Source organism: Streptomyces dioscori, assembly GCF_003024195.1.
GTDB classification, from domain to species: domain Bacteria; phylum Actinomycetota; class Actinomycetes; order Streptomycetales; family Streptomycetaceae; genus Streptomyces; species Streptomyces dioscori.
On sequence record NZ_KZ679057.1, the window covers coordinates 127,142 to 145,101 of the forward strand.

Genomic DNA, 17,960 nt, shown 5'->3' on the forward strand with positions numbered 1-17,960 from the left:
CCCGATGACCACCACCCCCGCGCCCCCCAAGGCGCCCCCGAAGCCCACCTGGGACCCGAGGAAACCGGAACCCCCCTTCCCCTGGCTGCGCCCGACCATCCGCATACGGCTCACGCTGCTGTACGGCGGGATGTTCCTGATCGCCGGGATCCTGCTGCTGTCGATCATCTATCTGCTCGCGGCCCAGGCCCTGCACGAGGGCAGCGGCGTCGACTTCCAGGTGACCGGCAGCAACCTCGAACTGACCAGCGCCACCTGTCCGCAGCTGAGCGGGGCGGGCAACAACCAAGAGCTGAACGCCATGCTCAAGGAGTGCACCGCCGTCCAGCGGCAGCACGCCCTGGACGGACTGCTCAGCCGCTCGCTGATGGCCCTTCTCGGTCTCGCCGTGATCGCCTTCGCCTTCGGTTACGCGATGGCAGGCCGCGTTCTCTCCCCGCTGGGCCGCATCACCCGCACCGCGCGCGCGGTGGCGGGCTCGGACCTGTCCCGGCGGATCGAGCTGGACGGCCCGGACGACGAGCTCAAGGAGTTGGCGGACACCTTCGACGACATGCTGGAGCGGCTGCAGCGGGCCTTCACGGCTCAGCAGCGGTTCGTCGGGAACGCCTCGCACGAGCTGCGGACGCCCCTGGCGATCAACCGCACGCTCCTGGAGGTGCACCTGTCCGATCCGGGCGCCCCCATGGAGCTGCAGCAGCTGGGCAAGACCCTGCTCGCCACCAACGAGCGCAGCGAGCAGCTCGTAGAAGGCCTGCTGCTGCTCGCCCGCAGCGACAACCAGATCGTCGAGCGCAAGCCGGTCGACCTCGCCGAGGTCGCCTCGCAGGCCATAGACCAGGTGCGCGGCGAGGCGGACGTGAAGGGCGTGGAGGTCCGCGGGGACCGGTCCGCCGCGGTCGTCCAGGGCAACGGCGTCCTCCTGGAGCGGATCGCCCTGAACCTCGTCCAGAACGCCGTGCGCTACAACGTGGCACAGGACGGCTGGGTCGAGGTCGTCACGCAGGTGCAGCACGGCCAGGCGGTCCTCACGGTGTCCAACACCGGACCCGTGGTCCCCGCGTACGAGGTCGACAATCTTTTCGAGCCGTTCCGGCGGCTGCGCACCGAGCGGACGGGAAGTGACAAGGGTGTGGGTCTGGGACTGTCGATCGCCAGGTCGGTGGCCCGCGCCCACGGCGGCCACATCGTCGCGGAACCGCGCGAGGGGGGTGGCCTGGTGATGCGAGTGGCCCTGCCTATCTGAGACCATGTCGCCGACACGCGAGGATGTTCGCTTTGCGCGGAATTTCCCGGGCAGACGAAAGGCACGTTCGTGTGTGATCGATCACAGGGCCTCTTTCCGGTCATCTACCCTCCGTGATCAATGGGACTGCCGGAAAGCCGGGATAATCCGGGTTTTCGGGGGTCGAGATCACGGGAAGTACACGGTGAGACGCCTTTGAAGTGCGGCATTCGGACCGTGTACGGTCCGCTTCGCCATCCAAGCCGATCACTCCTCAGGAGTCCGGTTGGGTGTCGATTGAGTAACAGACCTTGATGTGAGGCAAAATCTCCGCCTCAGGTCGGGCACAAGTCCGGCCTCTCACGCGTTACCTGCGCTGAGACACCGCAGACACCCAGAGGGGGAGAGCGACAATGGCAACGGATTACGACACCCCACGCAAGACCGACGACGACGTCGACTCGGACAGCCTTGAAGAACTGAAGGCTCGCCGGAACGACAAGTCGACTTCGGCGGTCGACGTGGACGAGTTCGAGGCGGCCGAAGGCCTGGAACTGCCCGGAGCGGACCTTTCGAACGAGGAACTGGCCGTCCGGGTCCTGCCGAAGCAGCAGGACGAGTTCACCTGCATGAGCTGCTTCCTGGTCCACCACCGCAGTCAGCTGGCCCGCGAGAAGAACGGTCAGCCGATCTGCCGCGACTGCGACTGAGGCAGGGTCGGCCGTGACAGGCTCGACCCCGCCCTGGAAGCGCCGCTTTCGTGACAGGGGAGCGGCCGGTCCGTCTCAGGACGGCATGCACGACGACGAGCGGGGCCACCCGGCCTCGCTCGAAGCAGTGGACGCGACAGGCGCCTCCGGTGCCCTGGAGGTGCCGGTGACCAAGGCGCCTGTCGCCAGACGCCGGGCGGCCGCCGTCGGCCACGGGGTCGCGGAGGGCGTCCGTAAGGGCGGCAGCCGGGCCAGGGCCGCTCTGGCGTACGTCACCGACCGCATCATCGAGATCGCCCCGCGGATCCCCGTACGCGACCTCGCCGCACTCCGCAGGCAGTTTCCGGGCCTGGGGCCCGAACAGCTCGCGGACAAACTCGTCGCGGGCGCGTGCAACGCGACGTCCACCGTGGGCGCGAGCGTCGGCGCCGCCGCGATGATGCCCGTACCGCCGGCCATGCCCACGGAGCTGGCCGCCGAGGTCACCGGCGTCGCCGCGATCGAACTGAAGCTGATCGCCGAGCTGTACGAGGTCTACGGCCTGCGGCCGCCCGGCAATCTGAAAGAGCGCTCCACCACGTATCTGAACTCGTGGTCGGAGGAGCGCGGCATCGACGTGACCAAACCGTCGACGCTCAACGCGGCCCTCGGGGGCCAGATGAAGCGCGAGCTGCGCCAGCAGATCATGAAGCGCACGGTCCGCAACCTGCCGAACCTGATGCCGTTCATGGTGGGCGCGGCCGTCGGGGCGCTCATGAACCGCCGTGACACGAGAAAGCTCGCGGACCGGGTCCGCAAGGACCTCCGCAAGGTGCAGGTGCCCTGGGACGCCCTCCCGGCGCTGCCGCCCCTGGAGGAGCCGGCCGAGCCGCTCGGCATGGGCGACCTCCGGAGGGAGCTGGGGAGCTGACCCCGGTACGGACCACCGGCCGCCGAATCCCGTACGGCGGGCAAAGTTCTGGCCCCTGAAAGGAAAAGTTTCCGTACGAGTACGCGTACGGAAACTTGTTCGGTTTCGGGCTCGGACACAGATCCGGGTCGGGCCTCGGGCCGGACACCGTGGGAACCGCAGACCGGACACCGGGACCGCCCGGTGCGGTCCGGCCGCGGTCGCCGTCCGTCTACGCGTTCGTGCGCGCGGCCTCCAGGGCCGCCGCCAGACGCTCGGGGTCACGGCTCGACAGATAGACGTACGGAGTCGGGTCGGCCGGGTCCGTGATGTCCACGCGCAGGGCCGTCGGGATGTACGCCCGCAACAGCATGTGGGCGCGCGCGTCGGCCTTGAACGACCGCCAGGCGCGGGCCTCTTCGGGGTCGAGGACGTGTGCCTCACCCAGGGCGGAGACCGGGATCCTGGCGTCCCCGGCAATCAGGGCGCCGCCCACCACACGGATCCGTGCGGAGCCGTACGAACTGGCCACCACCGCCGACACCGCCGTGCCGCCGACCAGGCCGCCCAGCAGGGGCAGCGTGCCGAAGGGGAGCAGGATCAGCGCCATCGAGACGCCCACCAGCAGGCAGACGAACCACCAGGATCGGGGCGCGGTCAGACGTTCTTCGTACGGCGAGGCGGAGGGCTGCATACCGCCAAGCCTGCCACGGTGCGTACGGGCCGCTGACGCGGAGGTAAGGTCTGCGCCTGTGAGTGGTACATCTTCGGCCCTGCGGCCCCCGGCCGACGCCGTGGCGCCGGTGCGCCATCCCGACGCGCCCGCCCCGGGCGAGCTCCTCGGCGCGCACTACGACCAGTGCTTCGGCTGCGGCGGCGGACAGCCGCACGGACTGCACCTTGAGGCCCGCGCGGGCGACGGGGTGCGGATCACCGCCGAATTCACCGTGCAGAGCGCACACCAGGGCGCTCCGGGCCTCGCGCACGGCGGAGTCCTCGCCAGTGCCCTCGACGAGACCCTCGGGTCGCTGAACTGGCTGCTGCGCACCATCGCCGTGACCGGCCGCCTGGAGACCGACTTCGTACGGCCCGTGCCCGTGGGCACCGTGCTGTACCTGGAGGCCGAGGTGACGGCGGTGGCCGGACGAAAGATCTACTCTTCCGCCACGGGACGGATCGGCGGCCCCGCGGGGCCCGTCGCCGTCCGCGCGGACGCTCTCTTCGTAGAGGTGAAGGTCGACCACTTCGTCGACAACGGCCGGCCGGAGGAGATCCGGGCGGCCATGGACGACCCCGACCAGGTCCGTCGTGCCCGTGCTTTCGAGGTGAACCCGTGACCCCCGTCCAAGCCCCCGTGGGCGTGCTGATCAAGCGCGTCGACCCGGACGTACCGCTTCCGGAATACGCGCATCCCGGCGACGCCGGCGCGGATCTGCGGACCACCGAGAGCCATGTGCTGGAGCCCGGCGAACGCGCCGTGCTCCCCACCGGGGTGTGCATCGCGCTTCCCGAGGGGTACGCGGCCTTCGTGCACCCGCGTTCGGGGCTTGCCGCCCGCTGCGGTGTCGCTCTCGTGAATGCCCCGGGGACGGTTGATGCCGGGTACCGTGGGGAGATCAAGGTGATCGTGGTGAATCTCGACCCGCGCGAGTCCGTGCGGTTCGAGCGCTTCGACCGGATTGCCCAACTGGTCGTCCAGCAGGTCGAGAAGGTGAGCTTCCAGGAAGTCGCGGAGCTTCCCGACTCGGCGCGGGCCGCAGGGGGCTTCGGGTCCACCGGCGGGCATTCCGCGGTGGGCGGCACAACGGGTGGGAATCGATACGCTTCGGTCGTATCCGACCGGGAAGGACAGTGACGTGTTCGGACGTCGCAAGAAGGGCAGTGCCGCCGAGGACGCGGCGGGCGAGGCCGAGCAGGTCGTCGACGGAGTCGACACTGAGGCGGACGGGGCGGAGCGCGAGCGCGTGAGGCTCGAACCGGAGCCGCGCCCCGACGGTCCCTGGGACGGCACCGAGGTGCGCGACCCGGCCGACGGCCGGGTCGACCTGGGAGGCCTTTTCGTGCCCGGGGTCGACGGCATGGAGCTCCGGGTGGAGGTCGCGGGCGACGCGATCGTCGCGGCCACCGTGGTGCTCAAGGACAGCGCCGTCCAGCTGCAGGCCTTCGCCGCTCCCAAGCGCGAGGGCATCTGGGGCGAGGTGCGCGAGGAGATCGCCACCGGCATCACCCAGCAGGGCGGTGTCATCGACGAGGTCGAGGGGCCGCTGGGCTGGGAGCTGCGCGCCCAGGTGCCGGTGCAGCTGCCGGACGGCACGGGCGGCTTCCAGGTCGTCCGGTTCATCGGCGTGGACGGCCCCCGCTGGTTCCTGCGCGGAGTGATCTCAGGGCAGGGCGCGGTGCAGCCGCAGGCCGCCGGTCTGCTGGAGCAGATCTTCCGGGACACCGTGGTGGTCCGCGGAGAGGGCCCGATGGCCCCGCGCGACCCGATCGTGCTGAAGCTGCCGGACGACGCGCAGATGGTCGCTGAGGGTGTTCAGCAGGAGGAGCAGGCCGGGTCCCGCTTCTCCGGCGGCATGGGGCAGTTGCAGCGCGGACCGGAGATCACCGAGGTCCGCTAGGCGCCTCGAAAGCCGCGTACTCGTACGTGTGCGACGGGCCGCATTCCCTTCGGGGAGTGCGGCCCGTCGTCGTGTGCGGCCGGTGCGGCCACTGCGCCCCGGACGGCGCCCTCGGGGCCGTGAACCGCAGGTCGGCACGGGCGTGCGCGGTGATGGACGGGTCGTGGGGCGCCGGCGGGCCGGCCGGGGCGGAGTAAGGGGCGGCGGGCGCGGCGGGGGTCGCGGTCGCGGAGGCCCTTCACGCTGTTCCTGCCCCGCGCATGTCTGGACATTCATGCCTCTCGGGGATCCGCGTGTGGGCCAAATGAGTGAAGAAGGCCCGGAGCCGCTACCCGAATGTGACTACGCTGCGTCACCCTGGGCATGACGAGGGAGGGCGGAGATCTCAACTCCCTTGCTCGAAGGCCGACTTGTTGATCATGCGAATCACGGGGGACGTGAAATGGGCACCAACTGGATCGAGAAGGCACAGCGCTTGGGTGACGGGAGCATCGGAGGCGCGATGGATCATCCGTCGATTCCGGGCCGTGTTGTCTGGCACACCACGGAGAGCGGCACGGGCGACGACGCCTTCAAGGCCGTGACGGCGCTCCTGATCCGCAAGACCGCCGAACCGCACCTGCTCTACGACCCGACGACCGACCGCCTCGGGCAGTTCGGCCCGCTGAACCACAGCGCCCGCGCACTGCTCAACGACGGGTCGACGAGGACCAATCGCGTCGGAAAGGTCTGCATCCAGATCGAGGTGCTGGGACGGGCCGCCAAGCCGTTCACCAAGACCTGGGAGCCGGGCCCGAACTACCGGGCCATGATGGCCGCGATCCGCTCATGGAAGATCCCGGACACCTTCCCGGCCGGGCGCCTCGCGACCTCGGCCGCCGACGCCACCAACCGCCCCCGCTCGGTCTGGATGAGCAAGGGCGGCCACTACGGTCACGCGAACATCCCGGGCAACGACCACTGGGACCCGGGCGACCTCGACAGGTCCGCCCTCTTCGAAGCGGCCCCGGCCGAGAAGCCGGACAGTGGCAGCGCGGCCGCCAAGCCCGTCGTCGACCTCAGTAATCTGATCGCCGCCGCGCGCCGCGACCCGGGGCTTCCCCAGGGCGGAAAGACGCACAAGCCGGATGTCCTGGTCGTCGAAAAGGCCTTGGTGGCCGAGGGGTTGCTGCCATCTCAGTGGGCCGACGGATCCTTCGGCAGCAGGACCGTCGAGGCGTACGCGGCCCTGCAGCGCCGCTACGGCTTCAGCGGCGCGGAGGCCAACGGCATTCCTGGGCAGACCACGCTGAAGAAGCTCGGCCGGCAGCACGGCTTCACGGTCAAGGGCTGAGCGGTCCGCTGTCGCCGACCGCCGTTTCTCTTGACGCGGACATGGTCTGTACCTATGGTCCCGGCCAACGCCTGTGTTCATAAAGGCATTCCGTGTTCACATACGAGAACGGATGGCCCCCCATGAAGCCGACCGCTCCGGTCCCCCCACGTCCCGCACGCCCGGTACGCCCCGCGCGCCACCGCGGGGCAGCCCGCTCCGCGCTCCTCGCCACCGTCACCGCCCTGCTGGTCGGCACCCTCGCCTGGCCCGCCGCCGAACGCGCCGAGGCGGCCCCCGCGACCTTCGCGCACCCCGGAGTCACCGTCTCCCGCGGCCAGTTGGACTTCGCCCGCCAGCAGGTCAACGCCGGGGCGCAGCCCTGGAAGGGCGCGTACGACCAGATGATGTCCAGCAAGTACGGCTCGCTCACGCGCACCGCCAAGCCCCGCGCGGTCGTGGAGTGCGGCTCGTACTCGAACCCCAACTACGGCTGCACCGACGAGAGAGAGGACGCGATCGCCGCGTACACCCAGGCGCTGGCCTGGTACGTCACGCGCGACGCCCGGTACGCGAAGAAGGCGATCGAGCTGATGGACGCCTGGTCCGCGACCATCAGGGACCACACCAACAGCAACGCACCGCTGCAGACCGGCTGGGCGGGCTCGTCCTGGCCGAAGGCCGCCGAGATCATCAAGTACACGTACGACGGAGGCTGGGCGAACTCCGGGCGCTTCTCGACGATGCTGCGCGACGTCTATCTGCCGATGGTCATCAACGGCTCGAACTCCAACGGCAACTGGGAGCTGTCGATGATGGAGGCCGCCGTCGGCATCTCCGTCTTCCTGGAGGACAAGGCCTCGTACGACAAGGCCATGGCCAAGTTCCGCACCCGTACGGCCGCCTACGTCTACATATCCTCCGACGGCGCCCTGCCGAAGACCGTGCCGAGCCAGAACCTCGACACCACCCAGAAGATCGTCAACTACTGGCAGGGCCAGTCCACCTTCGTCAACGGGGTCACCCAGGAGACCTGCCGCGACTTCACCCAAACCGGATACGGCATCTCCGCGATCGCGCACATCGCCGAGACCAGTCGCATCCAGGGCCAGGACCTGTACGGCACCGACGTCGGCGAGCGGCTGCGGCACGCGCTCGGCTTCCAGGCGAAGTACCAACTCGGCGAGGCTGCTCCGAGCTGGCTGTGCGGCGGGTCGCTGCACCTCGGGCTCGGACCGGTCACCGAGGTCGGTTACAACGCCCTGCACAACCGTCTCGGCATCGCCATGAGCAACACCGAGCGGCTGACGGCGCAGAACCGTCCGGCGGGCAGCAACAACCTGTTCGTAGCCTGGGAGACGCTCACGCACGGCGACAACCTGAGCTGAACCGTTGCAGGTCCGGGCGCCGGACGGTGATACTGGCGCCCGGTCCACGGGGGAGAGGCATGAGCACTCAGGTCGTCACGGACACGGTCGCCACGGACACGATGGTCCGGGTGGAGAACGTCCACCGCTCGTACGGCAGCGGAGCCACCGCCGTACACGCCCTGCGCGGGGTGTCGTTCGACATACCGCGCGGAGAACTCGTCGCACTCAAAGGGCGTTCGGGGTCGGGCAAGACCACACTGCTGAACCTCGTCGGCGGGCTCGACGAGCCGGACGGGGGGCGGATCACGGTCGACGGACTCGATCTCTCCGGACTCGGTGAGAACGGGCTGCTTGAGCTGCGCCGGGACCGTATCGGCTTCGTCTTCCAGTCCTTCGGGCTGATCCCGATCCTGACGGCCGCCGAGAACGTGGGCGTGCCGATGCGGCTGCGCCGGGCCGAACCGCGTGAGCGTGAGGAGCGTGTCGAGCTGCTGCTCTCGCTGGTCGGGCTCGCCGACCATGCTGCGCAGCGGCCCGGTGAGCTGTCCGGGGGGCAGCAGCAGCGTGTCGCCATCGCCCGTGCCCTTGCGAACAATCCGGCGCTGCTCATTGCCGATGAGCCGACCGGGCAGCTCGACGCCGAGACCGGTATCGGCGTGATGGAGCTGCTGCGGGCGGTCGTCCGCAGCGAGCGGGTCACCGCGCTCGTGGCCACGCATGACGCGGCGCTCCTGGATCTGGCCGATCGGGTCCTTGAGCTGCGTGACGGCGAGATCGTGGAGAATTGACGGCAGGGGCCGGGGCCCCTGCCGGGGCAGGTTCCGGCCGCTGGATTTCGTCTGCGGCCCGGTGGGGGCTGGTCGCGCAGTTCCCCGCGCCCCTAAAAGGATTGCGCCGTTCCCCGCGCCCCTAGAGGCAAAAGATTGCGCCGTTCCCCGTGCCCCTGGGGCTGCGCCCCTGGAAGGCGAAAGGCTGCGCCGTTCGCCGCGCCCCTGGCCGGCGGTGTGCGTCAGGGTTGTGTCAAGGACGGGGTTGCGCGTGCTTGCCGTCCCATTTGTCCTGATCGTCGGTCGTATGGTCTAGCCAGCCACGCAGTGCGTTTGGGAAGACAATGAGGCCATGGGACGCGGCAAGCTTCGGATCTATCTCGGTGCGGCACCTGGCGTCGGCAAGACGTACGCGATGCTGTCCGAGGCGCACCGCCGTGTCGAGCGGGGCGCGGACTGTGTGGTGGCCTTCGTGGAGCACCACGACCGGCCGCGGACGGAGGTGATGCTGCACGGCCTGGAGCAGATCCCCCGCAGGGAGCTCGCCCACCGCGACGCCGCCTTCACCGAGATGGACGTCGACGCGGTCCTGGAGCGCGCACCCGCCGTCGCCCTGGTGGACGAACTGGCGCACACCAATGTGCCCGGCTCGCGCAACGCCAAGCGCTGGCAGGACGTCGAGGAACTGCTCGCCGCCGGCATCGACGTCGTCTCGACGGTCAACATCCAGCACCTCGAATCGCTCGGTGACGTCGTCGAGTCGATAACGGGCGTACGCCAGCGCGAGACCCTGCCGGACGAGGTGGTGCGGCGGGCCGATCAGATCGAGCTGGTCGACATGTCCCCCCAGGCACTGCGCCGCCGGATGGCACACGGCAACATCTACAAGCCGGACAAGGTCGACGCGGCCCTGTCCAACTACTTCCGCCCCGGCAACCTCACCGCGCTGCGCGAGCTGGCCCTGCTCTGGGTCGCCGACCGCGTCGACGAGTACCTCCAGCAGTACCGGGGAGAGCACGGCATCCGCTCCACCTGGCAGGCCCGCGAACGCATCGTCGTCGGCCTCACCGGCGGTCCCGAGGGCCGTACGCTGATCCGCCGGGCCGCCCGGTTGGCCGAGAAGGGCGCGGGCGGCGAGGTGCTGGCCGTCTACATCGCCCGCAGTGACGGCCTCACCGCCGCCTCACCCAAGGAACTCGCCGTCCAGCGGACCCTCGCCGAGGACCTCGGCGGCACCTTCCACCACGTGGTGGGCGACGACATCCCGTCCGCGCTCCTGGAGTTCGCCCGCGGCGTCAACGCCAGCCAGATCGTGCTGGGCTCCTCCCGGCGCAAGGCCTGGCAGTACGTGTTCGGGCCCGGCGTCGGCGCCACGGTCGCCCGGGAGTCCGGGCCCGACCTGGACGTGCACATCGTCACGCACGACGAGGCGGGCAAGGGGCGCGGCCTGCCGGTCGCCCGGGGTGCGCGCCTGGGCCGGTCCCGGATCATCGCGGGTTGGCTGACCGGTGTCGTCGGCCCGGCGGTCCTAGCGCTGCTGCTGATCAACGCCGACGCGGACCTCGGGCTCGCCAACGACATGCTGCTGTTCCTGACGCTGACCGTGGCGGCGGCCCTGCTCGGCGGGCTGCTCCCGGCACTCGCCTCGGCGGCCTTCGGCTCCTTCCTGCTGAACTACTTCTTCACCCCGCCGCTGCACCGGCTGACCGTCTCGGACCCCAAGAACATCGTCGCCATCGTGATCTTCGTGGGAGTGGCGATCTCGGTGGCATCGGTCGTGGACCTGGCGGCCCGCCGTACCCACCAGGCGGCCCGGCTGCGTGCCGAGTCCGAGATCCTCTCCTTCCTCGCGGGCAGCATCCTGCGCGGCGAGACCAGCCTCGACGCCCTGCTGGAACGTGTCCGTGAGACCTTCGGCATGGAGTCGGTGGCCCTGCTGGAGCGAGCCGGCGACGTCGAGCCGTGGGTCTGCGCGGGCAGTGTGGGCCCGCACCCGCCGACGCTCCCCGAGGCCGCCGACGTGGACATGCCGGTCGGCGACCACACCGCGCTCGCCCTCTCCGGCCGGGTGCTGCCCGCCGAGGACCGTCGGGTGCTGGCCGCCTTCGCCGCCCAGGCCGTCGTCGTCCTCGACCGCAAGCGTCTCCAGCAGGAGGCCGACCAGGCCCGCACGCTCGCCGAGGGCAACCGCATCCGCACGGCGCTGCTGGCCGCCGTCAGCCACGACCTGCGGACGCCGCTCGCAGCGATCAAGGCCGCCGTGTCGTCCCTCAGGTCGGACGACGTGGCCTGGTCCGAGGAGGACGAGGCGGAGCTGCTGGAAGGCATCGAGGCGGGCGCCGACCGGCTGGACCATCTGGTGGGCAACCTGCTCGACATGTCCCGCCTCCAGACGGGCACGGTCACCCCGTTGATCCGCGAGATCGACCTCGACGAGGTCGTCCCGATGGCCCTGGGCGGCGTACCGGAACACAGTGTGGAACTGGAGATCCCCGAGACGCTGCCCATGGTCGCCGTCGACCCGGGCCTGCTGGAGCGCTCCGTCGCGAACCTCGTCGAGAACGCCGTCAAGTACAGCCCCGGGGGTGAGCGCGTCCTCGTCGCCGCCAGCGCGCTCGGCGACCGGGTGGAGGTGCGGGTCGTGGACCGGGGCCGGGGCGTCCCGGACGAGGCCAAGGACCGTATATTCGCTCCCTTCCAGCGGTACGGCGACGCCCCGCGCGGCGCCGGGGTCGGTCTCGGCCTCGCGGTCGCCCGAGGTTTCGCCGAGGCCATGGGCGGCACGCTCAACGCCGAGGACACCCCCGGCGGGGGCCTCACCATGGTCCTCACGCTCAAGGTGGGCTCCGCCCGCGCGGCAGCCCTGGCAGCCCCGGAAGCCCCGGACGCCGCGGGACCCGTACAGAAAGAGGCTGTACAAGAAGAGGCCGTGCGAGCGGAACGCGTACAAGAAGAGGCCTCGCAGGCGGAACGCGTACAAGAAGAACCCGTACAACCGGAAAGGCAGGCTTCATGACCCGGGTCCTCGTGGTCGACGACGAGCCGCAGATCACCCGAGCCCTCGTGATCAACCTCAAGGCACGCAAGTACGAGGTCGACGCGGCCCCCGACGGCGCCACCGCCCTCCAGCTCGCCGCCGCCCGCCATCCCGACGTCGTCGTGCTCGACCTGGGCCTGCCCGACATGGACGGCGTCGAGGTGATCAGGGGACTGCGCGGCTGGACACGCGTACCGATCCTCGTCCTGTCCGCCCGGCACTCCTCCGACGAGAAGGTCGAGGCCCTGGACGCGGGCGCCGACGACTACGTGACCAAGCCCTTCGGTATGGACGAGCTGCTCGCCCGGCTGCGCGCGGCGGTCCGCCGTGCCGAGCCCACCGGCGGCGGCGAGGACGACGTGATCGTCACGACGGAGGACTTCACCGTCGACCTGGCCGCCAAGAAGGTCCACCGGGACGGCCGCGACGTACGCCTCACCCCGACCGAGTGGCACCTCCTGGAGGTGCTGGTGCGCAACACGGGCCGCCTGGTCAGCCAGAAACAGCTGCTCCAGGAGGTCTGGGGCCCCTCCTACGGCACCGAGACGAACTACCTGCGGGTCTACATGGCCCAGCTCCGCCGCAAACTGGAGGTGGACCCCTCGCATCCGCGGCACTTCGTCACCGAACCGGGGATGGGCTACCGGTTCGAGCGTTAGTGCTACGGGTACGTTCCTGTCAGCGGCCCCCGGTACGCTTTGAGGTATGAGTGCTGTCCCTCGATCCGAAAAGCCGGCGGGCCGGTTCCGGCGCATGATCGACCGGCTCTCCAGCTCCCAGGAGGACCTGGAGTCGGAGGAGCTGCGCGAGGACGCCGAGACCGCGGGCTGCACCCGTATCGGTGACTGCCGCGACCGACAGGTGGTCACGGTTACTGGTACCTTGCGCACGGTCACCCTGCGCCCGAGGGCCGGTGTCCCGGCCCTGGAGGCCGAGCTGTTCGACGGTTCGGCCGCTCTGGACGTGGTGTGGCTCGGCAGGCGTTCCATCGTGGGGATAGAACCGGGGCGCAAGCTGATGGCGTCGGGCCGTATCTCGATGAGCCGGGGCCGGCGCGTGCTGTTCAATCCGAAGTACGAACTCAGACCCCTCGGACGGGAGTAGCCGGTGACGTCGCTCGACAAGCCGACCGAAGACGCCCAGCGGGACGCGCAGGATGCGCAGGACTCACGGGCGGTGACCGAAGCCGCCCTTTTCGAGGCGTTCGGCGGTCTGCGGGGCATGATCGAGACGGTCCTGCCGGGCCTGCTCTTCGTCACGATCTTCACGATCAACAAGGACCTGCACTCGGCGGCCATCGCGGCCCTCGGTGTGTCGATCCTGCTCGTCGTGGTCCGTCTGGTCATGAAGGACACCGTCAAGCACGCGTTCAGCGGTGTCTTCGGTGTCGCCTTCGGTGTCGTCTTCGCGATGATGACGGGCAACGCGAAGGACTTCTACCTGCCGGGCATGCTGTACACGCTCGGGCTCGCCCTCGCGTACATCATCACGACGCTCGCCGGAGTGCCGCTGATCGGCCTGATCCTCGGGCCGGTCTTCAAGGAGAACCTCTCCTGGCGTACGCGTAATCCTGGCCGCAAGAAGGCTTACGCGAAGGCCAGTTACGCGTGGGGTCTCATCCTGCTCGCCAAGTGCGCGATCCTTTTCCCGCTCTACTGGTGGGCCGACACGACTCAGTTCGGCTGGGTTCTGATCGCGCTGAAGATTCCGCCCTTCCTGCTCGCGGTGTGGCTGACGTGGGTCTTCCTCGCGAAGGCTCCGCCGCCGATCGACGTCTTCGCCGAGATGGAGGCCGAGGAGAAGGCCGAGAAGGAACGGCAGGCGGCTGCCCGGTCCGCGGACTAGGCGCCCTGCGTCAAGAAGTCCATGCGTGAAGAAATCCACGCATGATGAAGTCCATGCATGATGAAGAGGGGGCGCCCGGAGAGATCCGGGCGCCCCCTCTTCATGTCTGCCGCTCGTCAGTCCGTCGTGCCCTCGCGGCGTACCGACAGCAGGTCCTCCAGTTGTTCCTCGCGGGCCTGGGCCGCCACGAAGAGGAGTTCGTCGCCCGCTTCCAGGGAGTCCTCGCGGGTCGGGGTGAGGACCCGGGTGCCGCGGATGATCGTGACCAACGAGGTGTCCTCGGGCCAGGCCACGTCGCCGACCTGGGTGCCGGCCAGCGCGGACTCCGGGGGCAGGGTCAGCTCGACGAGGTTGGCGTCGCCGTGGCTGAAGCGCAGCAGGCGGACCAGGTCGCCGACGCTCACCGCCTCCTCGACGAGGGCCGACATCAGGCGCGGGGTCGAGACGGCGACGTCCACGCCCCACGACTCGTTGAACAGCCATTCGTTCTTGGGGTTGTTGACGCGGGCGACGACCCGCGGGACCCCGTACTCGGTCTTCGCGAGCAGGGAGACGACGAGGTTGACCTTGTCGTCACCCGTGGCCGCGATCACCACGTTGCAGCGCTGGAGCGCCGCCTCGTCCAGGGACGTGATCTCGCAGGCGTCGGCGAGCAGCCACTCCGCCATCGGGACGCGTTCGACCGAGATGGCGGTCGGCGCCTTGTCGATCAGCAGGATCTCGTGCCCGTTCTCCAGGAGCTCGCCCGCGATCGAGCGGCCCACGGCGCCGGCACCGGCAATGGCGACCCTCATCAGTGACCGCTCTCCTCTTCGGGGCCCTCGGCGAACGACGCCTCGACCTTCTCGATGTCGTCCGTGCGCATCATCACGTGCACCAGGTCGCCCTCCTGGAGAACCGTCTGCGAGGACGGCAGCACCGCCTCACCCAGGCGGGTGAGGAAGGCCACGCGTACGCCGGTCTCCTCCTGGAGCCGGCTGATCCGCTGGCCCACCCACGCGGTCGACGCGTGCACCTCGGCGAGCTGCACCCCGCCGGTGGGGTCGCGCCACAGCGGCTCGGCACCCGACGGCAGCAGCCGGCGCAGCATCTGGTCGGCCGTCCAGCGGACGGTGGCGACGGTGGGGATACCCAGGCGCTGGTACACCTCGGCGCGGCGCGGGTCGTAGATGCGCGCCGCCACGTTCTCGATGCCGAACATCTCACGGGCCACCCGGGCGGCGATGATGTTCGAATTGTCGCCGCTGGAGACGGCGGCGAAGGCGCCCGCCTCCTCGATGCCCGCCTCGCGCAGGGTGTCCTGGTCGAAACCGACGCCGGTCACACGACGGCCGCCGAAACCGGAGCCCAGTCGTCGGAAGGCGGTGGGGTCCTGGTCGATCACGGCGACCGTGTGCCCCTGTTGCTCCAGGGTCTGGGCGAGAGCGGAACCCACTCTGCCGCAGCCCATGATGACGATGTGCACGACCGTCCTTCCGGTGTGAAAAGTTACTGCTCAGGCTGAAACAGGGTCTCAGACCGACGCCCAAGCTACACACGCGCGGTCCGTCGGCGGCACCCCCGTGCACATTGGCCCCACACCGTGACGACGATCGGCCCGACAGCGTGCCGACGGTCAGTCCGGCACCGCGACGACAATCAGTCCGGCACCGTGACCACGATCAGTCCGGCACCATGCCGGCGGTCAGTCCGGCACCGTGACGACGATCGGCCGACCGCTGCCGTGTCGGTGCCGTGTCGGTGCCGTGCCGGTGCTGTCGGCCGTCAACGGCGGCTGATGCTGCGCACGCTGACGAGGGCCAGGACACACAGACCGACCAGTCCGGCCGCGGCACCGATGAGCTCGGCGGCGGCGCCGGTGAGTTCCGCGGTGGCGAGCATGAAACCTCCATGAATTGGCAAAGGGGAGCAAAGTTTTGGCTTTTTTCATATAGGCACGGAGATCCGCCTGGCCAGGGATTACATAAGCGAGCGCACACCGGATTTCACTCGTAGAGCAGATCCCGGTCACAGATCCCGCCGATCAGGCGTTCCGGTGGGCGGGGGAGGGTGGGCGGGGCCGTGTTCGAGCGCTTACGATCCTCACCGTGTCCAAACTGACCGACGTGCCCAAACGGATCCTGATCGGGCGCGCACTGCGCAGTGACCGGCTCGGAGAAACTCTCCTGCCGAAGCGCATCGCACTCCCCGTTTTCGCTTCCGACCCGCTCTCCTCCGTGGCGTACGCGCCGGGAGAAGTGCTGCTCGTCCTGTCCATCGCGGGCGTGTCGGCCTATCACTTCAGCCCCTGGATCGCCGTCGCGGTCGTCGTGCTGATGTTCACCGTCGTGGCTTCCTACCGGCAGAACGTGCACGCCTACCCCAGCGGCGGCGGCGACTACGAGGTGGCCAACACCAACCTCGGCCCCAAGGCCGGTCTCACCGTCGCCAGCGCGCTGCTCGTGGACTACGTACTCACCGTCGCCGTGTCGATCGCGTCCGGCATCGAGAACCTCGGCTCGGCGATCCCGTTCGTCGTGGAGCACAAGGTCCTGTGCGCGATCGCCGTGATCGTGCTCTTGACCCTGATGAACCTGCGCGGGGTCAAGGAGTCGGGGAAGCTCTTCGCGATCCCGACGTACGTGTTCGTGACCGGTGTCTTCCTGATGATCGCGTGGGGTGCGTTCCGTTCGATCGTCCTCGGCGACACCATGAAGGCGCCGACCGCCGACTTCACGATCAAGGCCGAGCACCAGGGGCTCGCGGGGTTCGCCCTCGTCTTCCTGCTGCTGCGCGCCTTCTCCTCAGGCTGTGCGGCGCTCACCGGTGTCGAGGCGATCAGCAACGGCGTCCCGGCCTTCCGCAAGCCCAAGTCCAAGAACGCGGCGACCACGCTCGCCGCGATGGGTCTGCTGGCCGTCACCATGTTCTGCGGCATCATCGCCCTCGCCATGGCGACCAACGTCCGCATGGCCGAGCGCCCGGCGCACGACCTGCTGGAGAACGGCGTCGCCGTCGGCTCCGACTACGTCCAGAACCCGGTGATCTCCCAGGTCGCCGAAGCCGTGTTCGGAAGCGGCAGCTTCCTGTTCATCGTGCTCGCCGCAGCCACCGCGCTCGTGCTCTTCCTGGCCGCGAACACCGCGTACAACGGCTTCCCGCTGCTCGGCTCGATCCTCGCGCAGGACCGCTACCTGCCGCGTCAGCTGCACACCCGCGGCGACCGGCTCGCCTTCTCGAACGGCATCGTGCTGCTCGCCGGCGCGGCCATCCTGCTGATCTGGATCTACGGCGCCGACTCGACGCGCCTCATCCAGCTCTACATCGTCGGTGTGTTCGTGTCCTTCACGCTGAGCCAGACCGGCATGGTCCGGCACTGGAACCGCCACCTGGCCACCGAGAAGGACCAGGCCAAGCGCCGGCACATGGTCCGCTCCCGGGCCATCAACGCGTTCGGCGCCTTCTTCACCGGCCTGGTCCTGGTCGTCGTCCTCGGCACCAAGTTCACGCACGGCGCCTGGGTCGCCCTGCTCGGCATGGTCATCTTCTACGCGACGATGTCCGCGATCCGGAAGCACTACGACCGGGTCGCCGAGGAGATCGCCGCGCCCGAGGGTCCGTCCGACGACACGCTGCGCCCCTCGCGCGTCCACTCCGTCGTGCTGATCTCCAAGATCCACCGGCCGGCGCTGCGTGCGCTCGGCTACGCCAAGCTGATGCGCTCCGACACCCTGGAGGCGCTCAGCGTCAACGTCGACCCGGCCGAGACGAAGGCCCTGCGCGACGAGTGGGAGCGGCGCGGCTTCACCGTGCCGCTGAAGATCCTCGACTCGCCGTACCGCGAGATCACCCGGCCGGTCATCGAGTACGTGAAGGGGCTGCGCCGCGAGTCCCCGCGCGACGTGGTGTCGGTGATCATCCCCGAGTACGTGGTCGGCCACTGGTACGAGCACCTGCTGCACAACCAGAGCGCGCTGCGGCTCAAGGGCCGGCTGCTGTTCACACCGGGCGTGATGGTGACGTCCGTGCCCTATCAGCTGGAGTCGTCCGAGGTGGCCAAGAAGCGGGCCCGCAGGCGTTCGGAGTGGACCGCCCCGGGCTCGGTGCGGCGCGGCCCGGCGGAGCACCGGCCGAAGGAGCCGTCGGGGCCGTCGGGGCCGAAGCGCTGAGGGCGCCCCTCGGTGGCGAGTGGCTCGTGGTGAGCGGCT

Annotated in this window: 17 protein-coding genes; 14 read left to right on the top strand and 3 right to left on the bottom strand. The window is 69.5% G+C overall.

The genetic code is table 11. The features are described 5' to 3' along the window. Positions 1 to 4: 4 nt before the first annotated feature. From C6Y14_RS38305 to C6Y14_RS38315, 3 genes are all read left to right on the top strand, one after another. The gene (locus C6Y14_RS38305) at positions 5 to 1,246 is read left to right on the top strand and encodes a sensor histidine kinase (protein ID WP_107021521.1); all 1,242 of its coding nucleotides are present in this window, start codon (positions 5 to 7) and stop codon (positions 1,244 to 1,246) included. A gap of 392 nt (positions 1,247 to 1,638) precedes the next feature. Continuing rightward, positions 1,639 to 1,935, top strand: a complete 297-nt coding sequence (locus C6Y14_RS38310) for a DUF4193 domain-containing protein (RefSeq protein ID WP_005481602.1) — start codon at positions 1,639 to 1,641, stop codon at positions 1,933 to 1,935. Between the two features lie 13 nt (positions 1,936 to 1,948). After that, the gene (locus tag C6Y14_RS38315) at positions 1,949 to 2,845 is read left to right on the top strand and encodes a hypothetical protein (RefSeq protein WP_107021522.1); all 897 of its coding nucleotides are present in this window, start codon (positions 1,949 to 1,951) and stop codon (positions 2,843 to 2,845) included. A 211-nt stretch (positions 2,846 to 3,056) separates the two neighbouring features. Here the strand turns inward: C6Y14_RS38315 and C6Y14_RS38320 are convergent, their stop codons facing one another. Then, positions 3,057 to 3,518 carry a DUF3093 domain-containing protein gene (locus C6Y14_RS38320; RefSeq protein WP_107021523.1) on the bottom strand — a complete coding sequence of 154 codons (462 nt, stop codon included), beginning with the start codon at positions 3,516 to 3,518 and terminating at the stop codon, positions 3,057 to 3,059. A gap of 58 nt (positions 3,519 to 3,576) precedes the next feature. Between C6Y14_RS38320 and C6Y14_RS38325 the strand changes: the two genes are divergently transcribed. The 10 genes from C6Y14_RS38325 to C6Y14_RS38370 all read left to right on the top strand — a co-directional run bounded on the left by C6Y14_RS38325 (position 3,577) and on the right by C6Y14_RS38370 (position 13,773). Further along, the gene (locus C6Y14_RS38325; RefSeq protein ID WP_107021524.1) at positions 3,577 to 4,161 is read left to right on the top strand and encodes a PaaI family thioesterase; all 585 of its coding nucleotides are present in this window, start codon (positions 3,577 to 3,579) and stop codon (positions 4,159 to 4,161) included. Next, a complete protein-coding gene (gene dut, locus C6Y14_RS38330) occupies positions 4,158 to 4,679 on the top strand; it encodes a dUTP diphosphatase (RefSeq protein ID WP_107021525.1) in 522 nt (173 codons plus the stop codon). Before C6Y14_RS38325 ends, dut begins: the two co-directional genes overlap by 4 nt. Before the next feature lies 1 nt (position 4,680). Then, positions 4,681 to 5,442 (top strand): DUF3710 domain-containing protein, encoded by a 762-nt coding sequence (locus C6Y14_RS38335; RefSeq protein WP_107021526.1) that lies wholly within the window; start codon positions 4,681 to 4,683, stop codon positions 5,440 to 5,442. 442 nt (positions 5,443 to 5,884) lie between these two features. Then, positions 5,885 to 6,775: a peptidoglycan-binding domain-containing protein gene (locus C6Y14_RS38340; RefSeq protein WP_107021527.1), complete on the top strand. Its 891-nt coding sequence runs from the start codon at positions 5,885 to 5,887 to the stop codon at positions 6,773 to 6,775. A gap of 122 nt (positions 6,776 to 6,897) precedes the next feature. Next, positions 6,898 to 8,142, top strand: a complete 1,245-nt coding sequence (locus C6Y14_RS38345) for an alginate lyase family protein (RefSeq protein ID WP_107021528.1) — start codon at positions 6,898 to 6,900, stop codon at positions 8,140 to 8,142. 59 nt (positions 8,143 to 8,201) lie between these two features. Continuing rightward, entirely contained in the window at positions 8,202 to 8,912 is a 711-nt protein-coding gene (locus C6Y14_RS38350) for an ABC transporter ATP-binding protein (RefSeq protein ID WP_107021529.1), read from the top strand. Between the two features lie 331 nt (positions 8,913 to 9,243). Further along, entirely contained in the window at positions 9,244 to 11,907 is a 2,664-nt protein-coding gene (locus C6Y14_RS38355; RefSeq protein ID WP_107021530.1) for a sensor histidine kinase, read from the top strand. After that, positions 11,904 to 12,587, top strand: coding sequence for a response regulator (locus tag C6Y14_RS38360; RefSeq protein ID WP_107021531.1), 684 nt, complete (start codon positions 11,904 to 11,906; stop codon positions 12,585 to 12,587). Before C6Y14_RS38355 ends, C6Y14_RS38360 begins: the two co-directional genes overlap by 4 nt. Before the next feature lie 46 nt (positions 12,588 to 12,633). Then, positions 12,634 to 13,032 (top strand): OB-fold nucleic acid binding domain-containing protein, encoded by a 399-nt coding sequence (locus C6Y14_RS38365; protein WP_107021532.1) that lies wholly within the window; start codon positions 12,634 to 12,636, stop codon positions 13,030 to 13,032. Positions 13,033 to 13,035: 3 nt separating this feature from the next. Further along, positions 13,036 to 13,773 (top strand): DUF3159 domain-containing protein, encoded by a 738-nt coding sequence (locus C6Y14_RS38370; protein ID WP_107021533.1) that lies wholly within the window; start codon positions 13,036 to 13,038, stop codon positions 13,771 to 13,773. A gap of 116 nt (positions 13,774 to 13,889) precedes the next feature. Here the strand turns inward: C6Y14_RS38370 and C6Y14_RS38375 are convergent, their stop codons facing one another. Together C6Y14_RS38375 and C6Y14_RS38380 are read right to left on the bottom strand one after the other, a co-directional pair. Next, positions 13,890 to 14,567, bottom strand: coding sequence for a potassium channel family protein (locus tag C6Y14_RS38375; protein WP_107021534.1), 678 nt, complete (start codon positions 14,565 to 14,567; stop codon positions 13,890 to 13,892). After that, positions 14,567 to 15,238, bottom strand: a complete 672-nt coding sequence (locus C6Y14_RS38380; RefSeq protein WP_107021535.1) for a potassium channel family protein — start codon at positions 15,236 to 15,238, stop codon at positions 14,567 to 14,569. Before C6Y14_RS38380 ends, C6Y14_RS38375 begins: the two co-directional genes overlap by 1 nt. Positions 15,239 to 15,860: 622 nt before the next feature. On the opposite strand from C6Y14_RS38380, the gene C6Y14_RS38385 reads away from it, so the two are divergent. Beyond that, positions 15,861 to 17,921: an APC family permease gene (locus C6Y14_RS38385; RefSeq protein ID WP_107021536.1), complete on the top strand. Its 2,061-nt coding sequence runs from the start codon at positions 15,861 to 15,863 to the stop codon at positions 17,919 to 17,921. Positions 17,922 to 17,960: the final 39 nt, after the last annotated feature.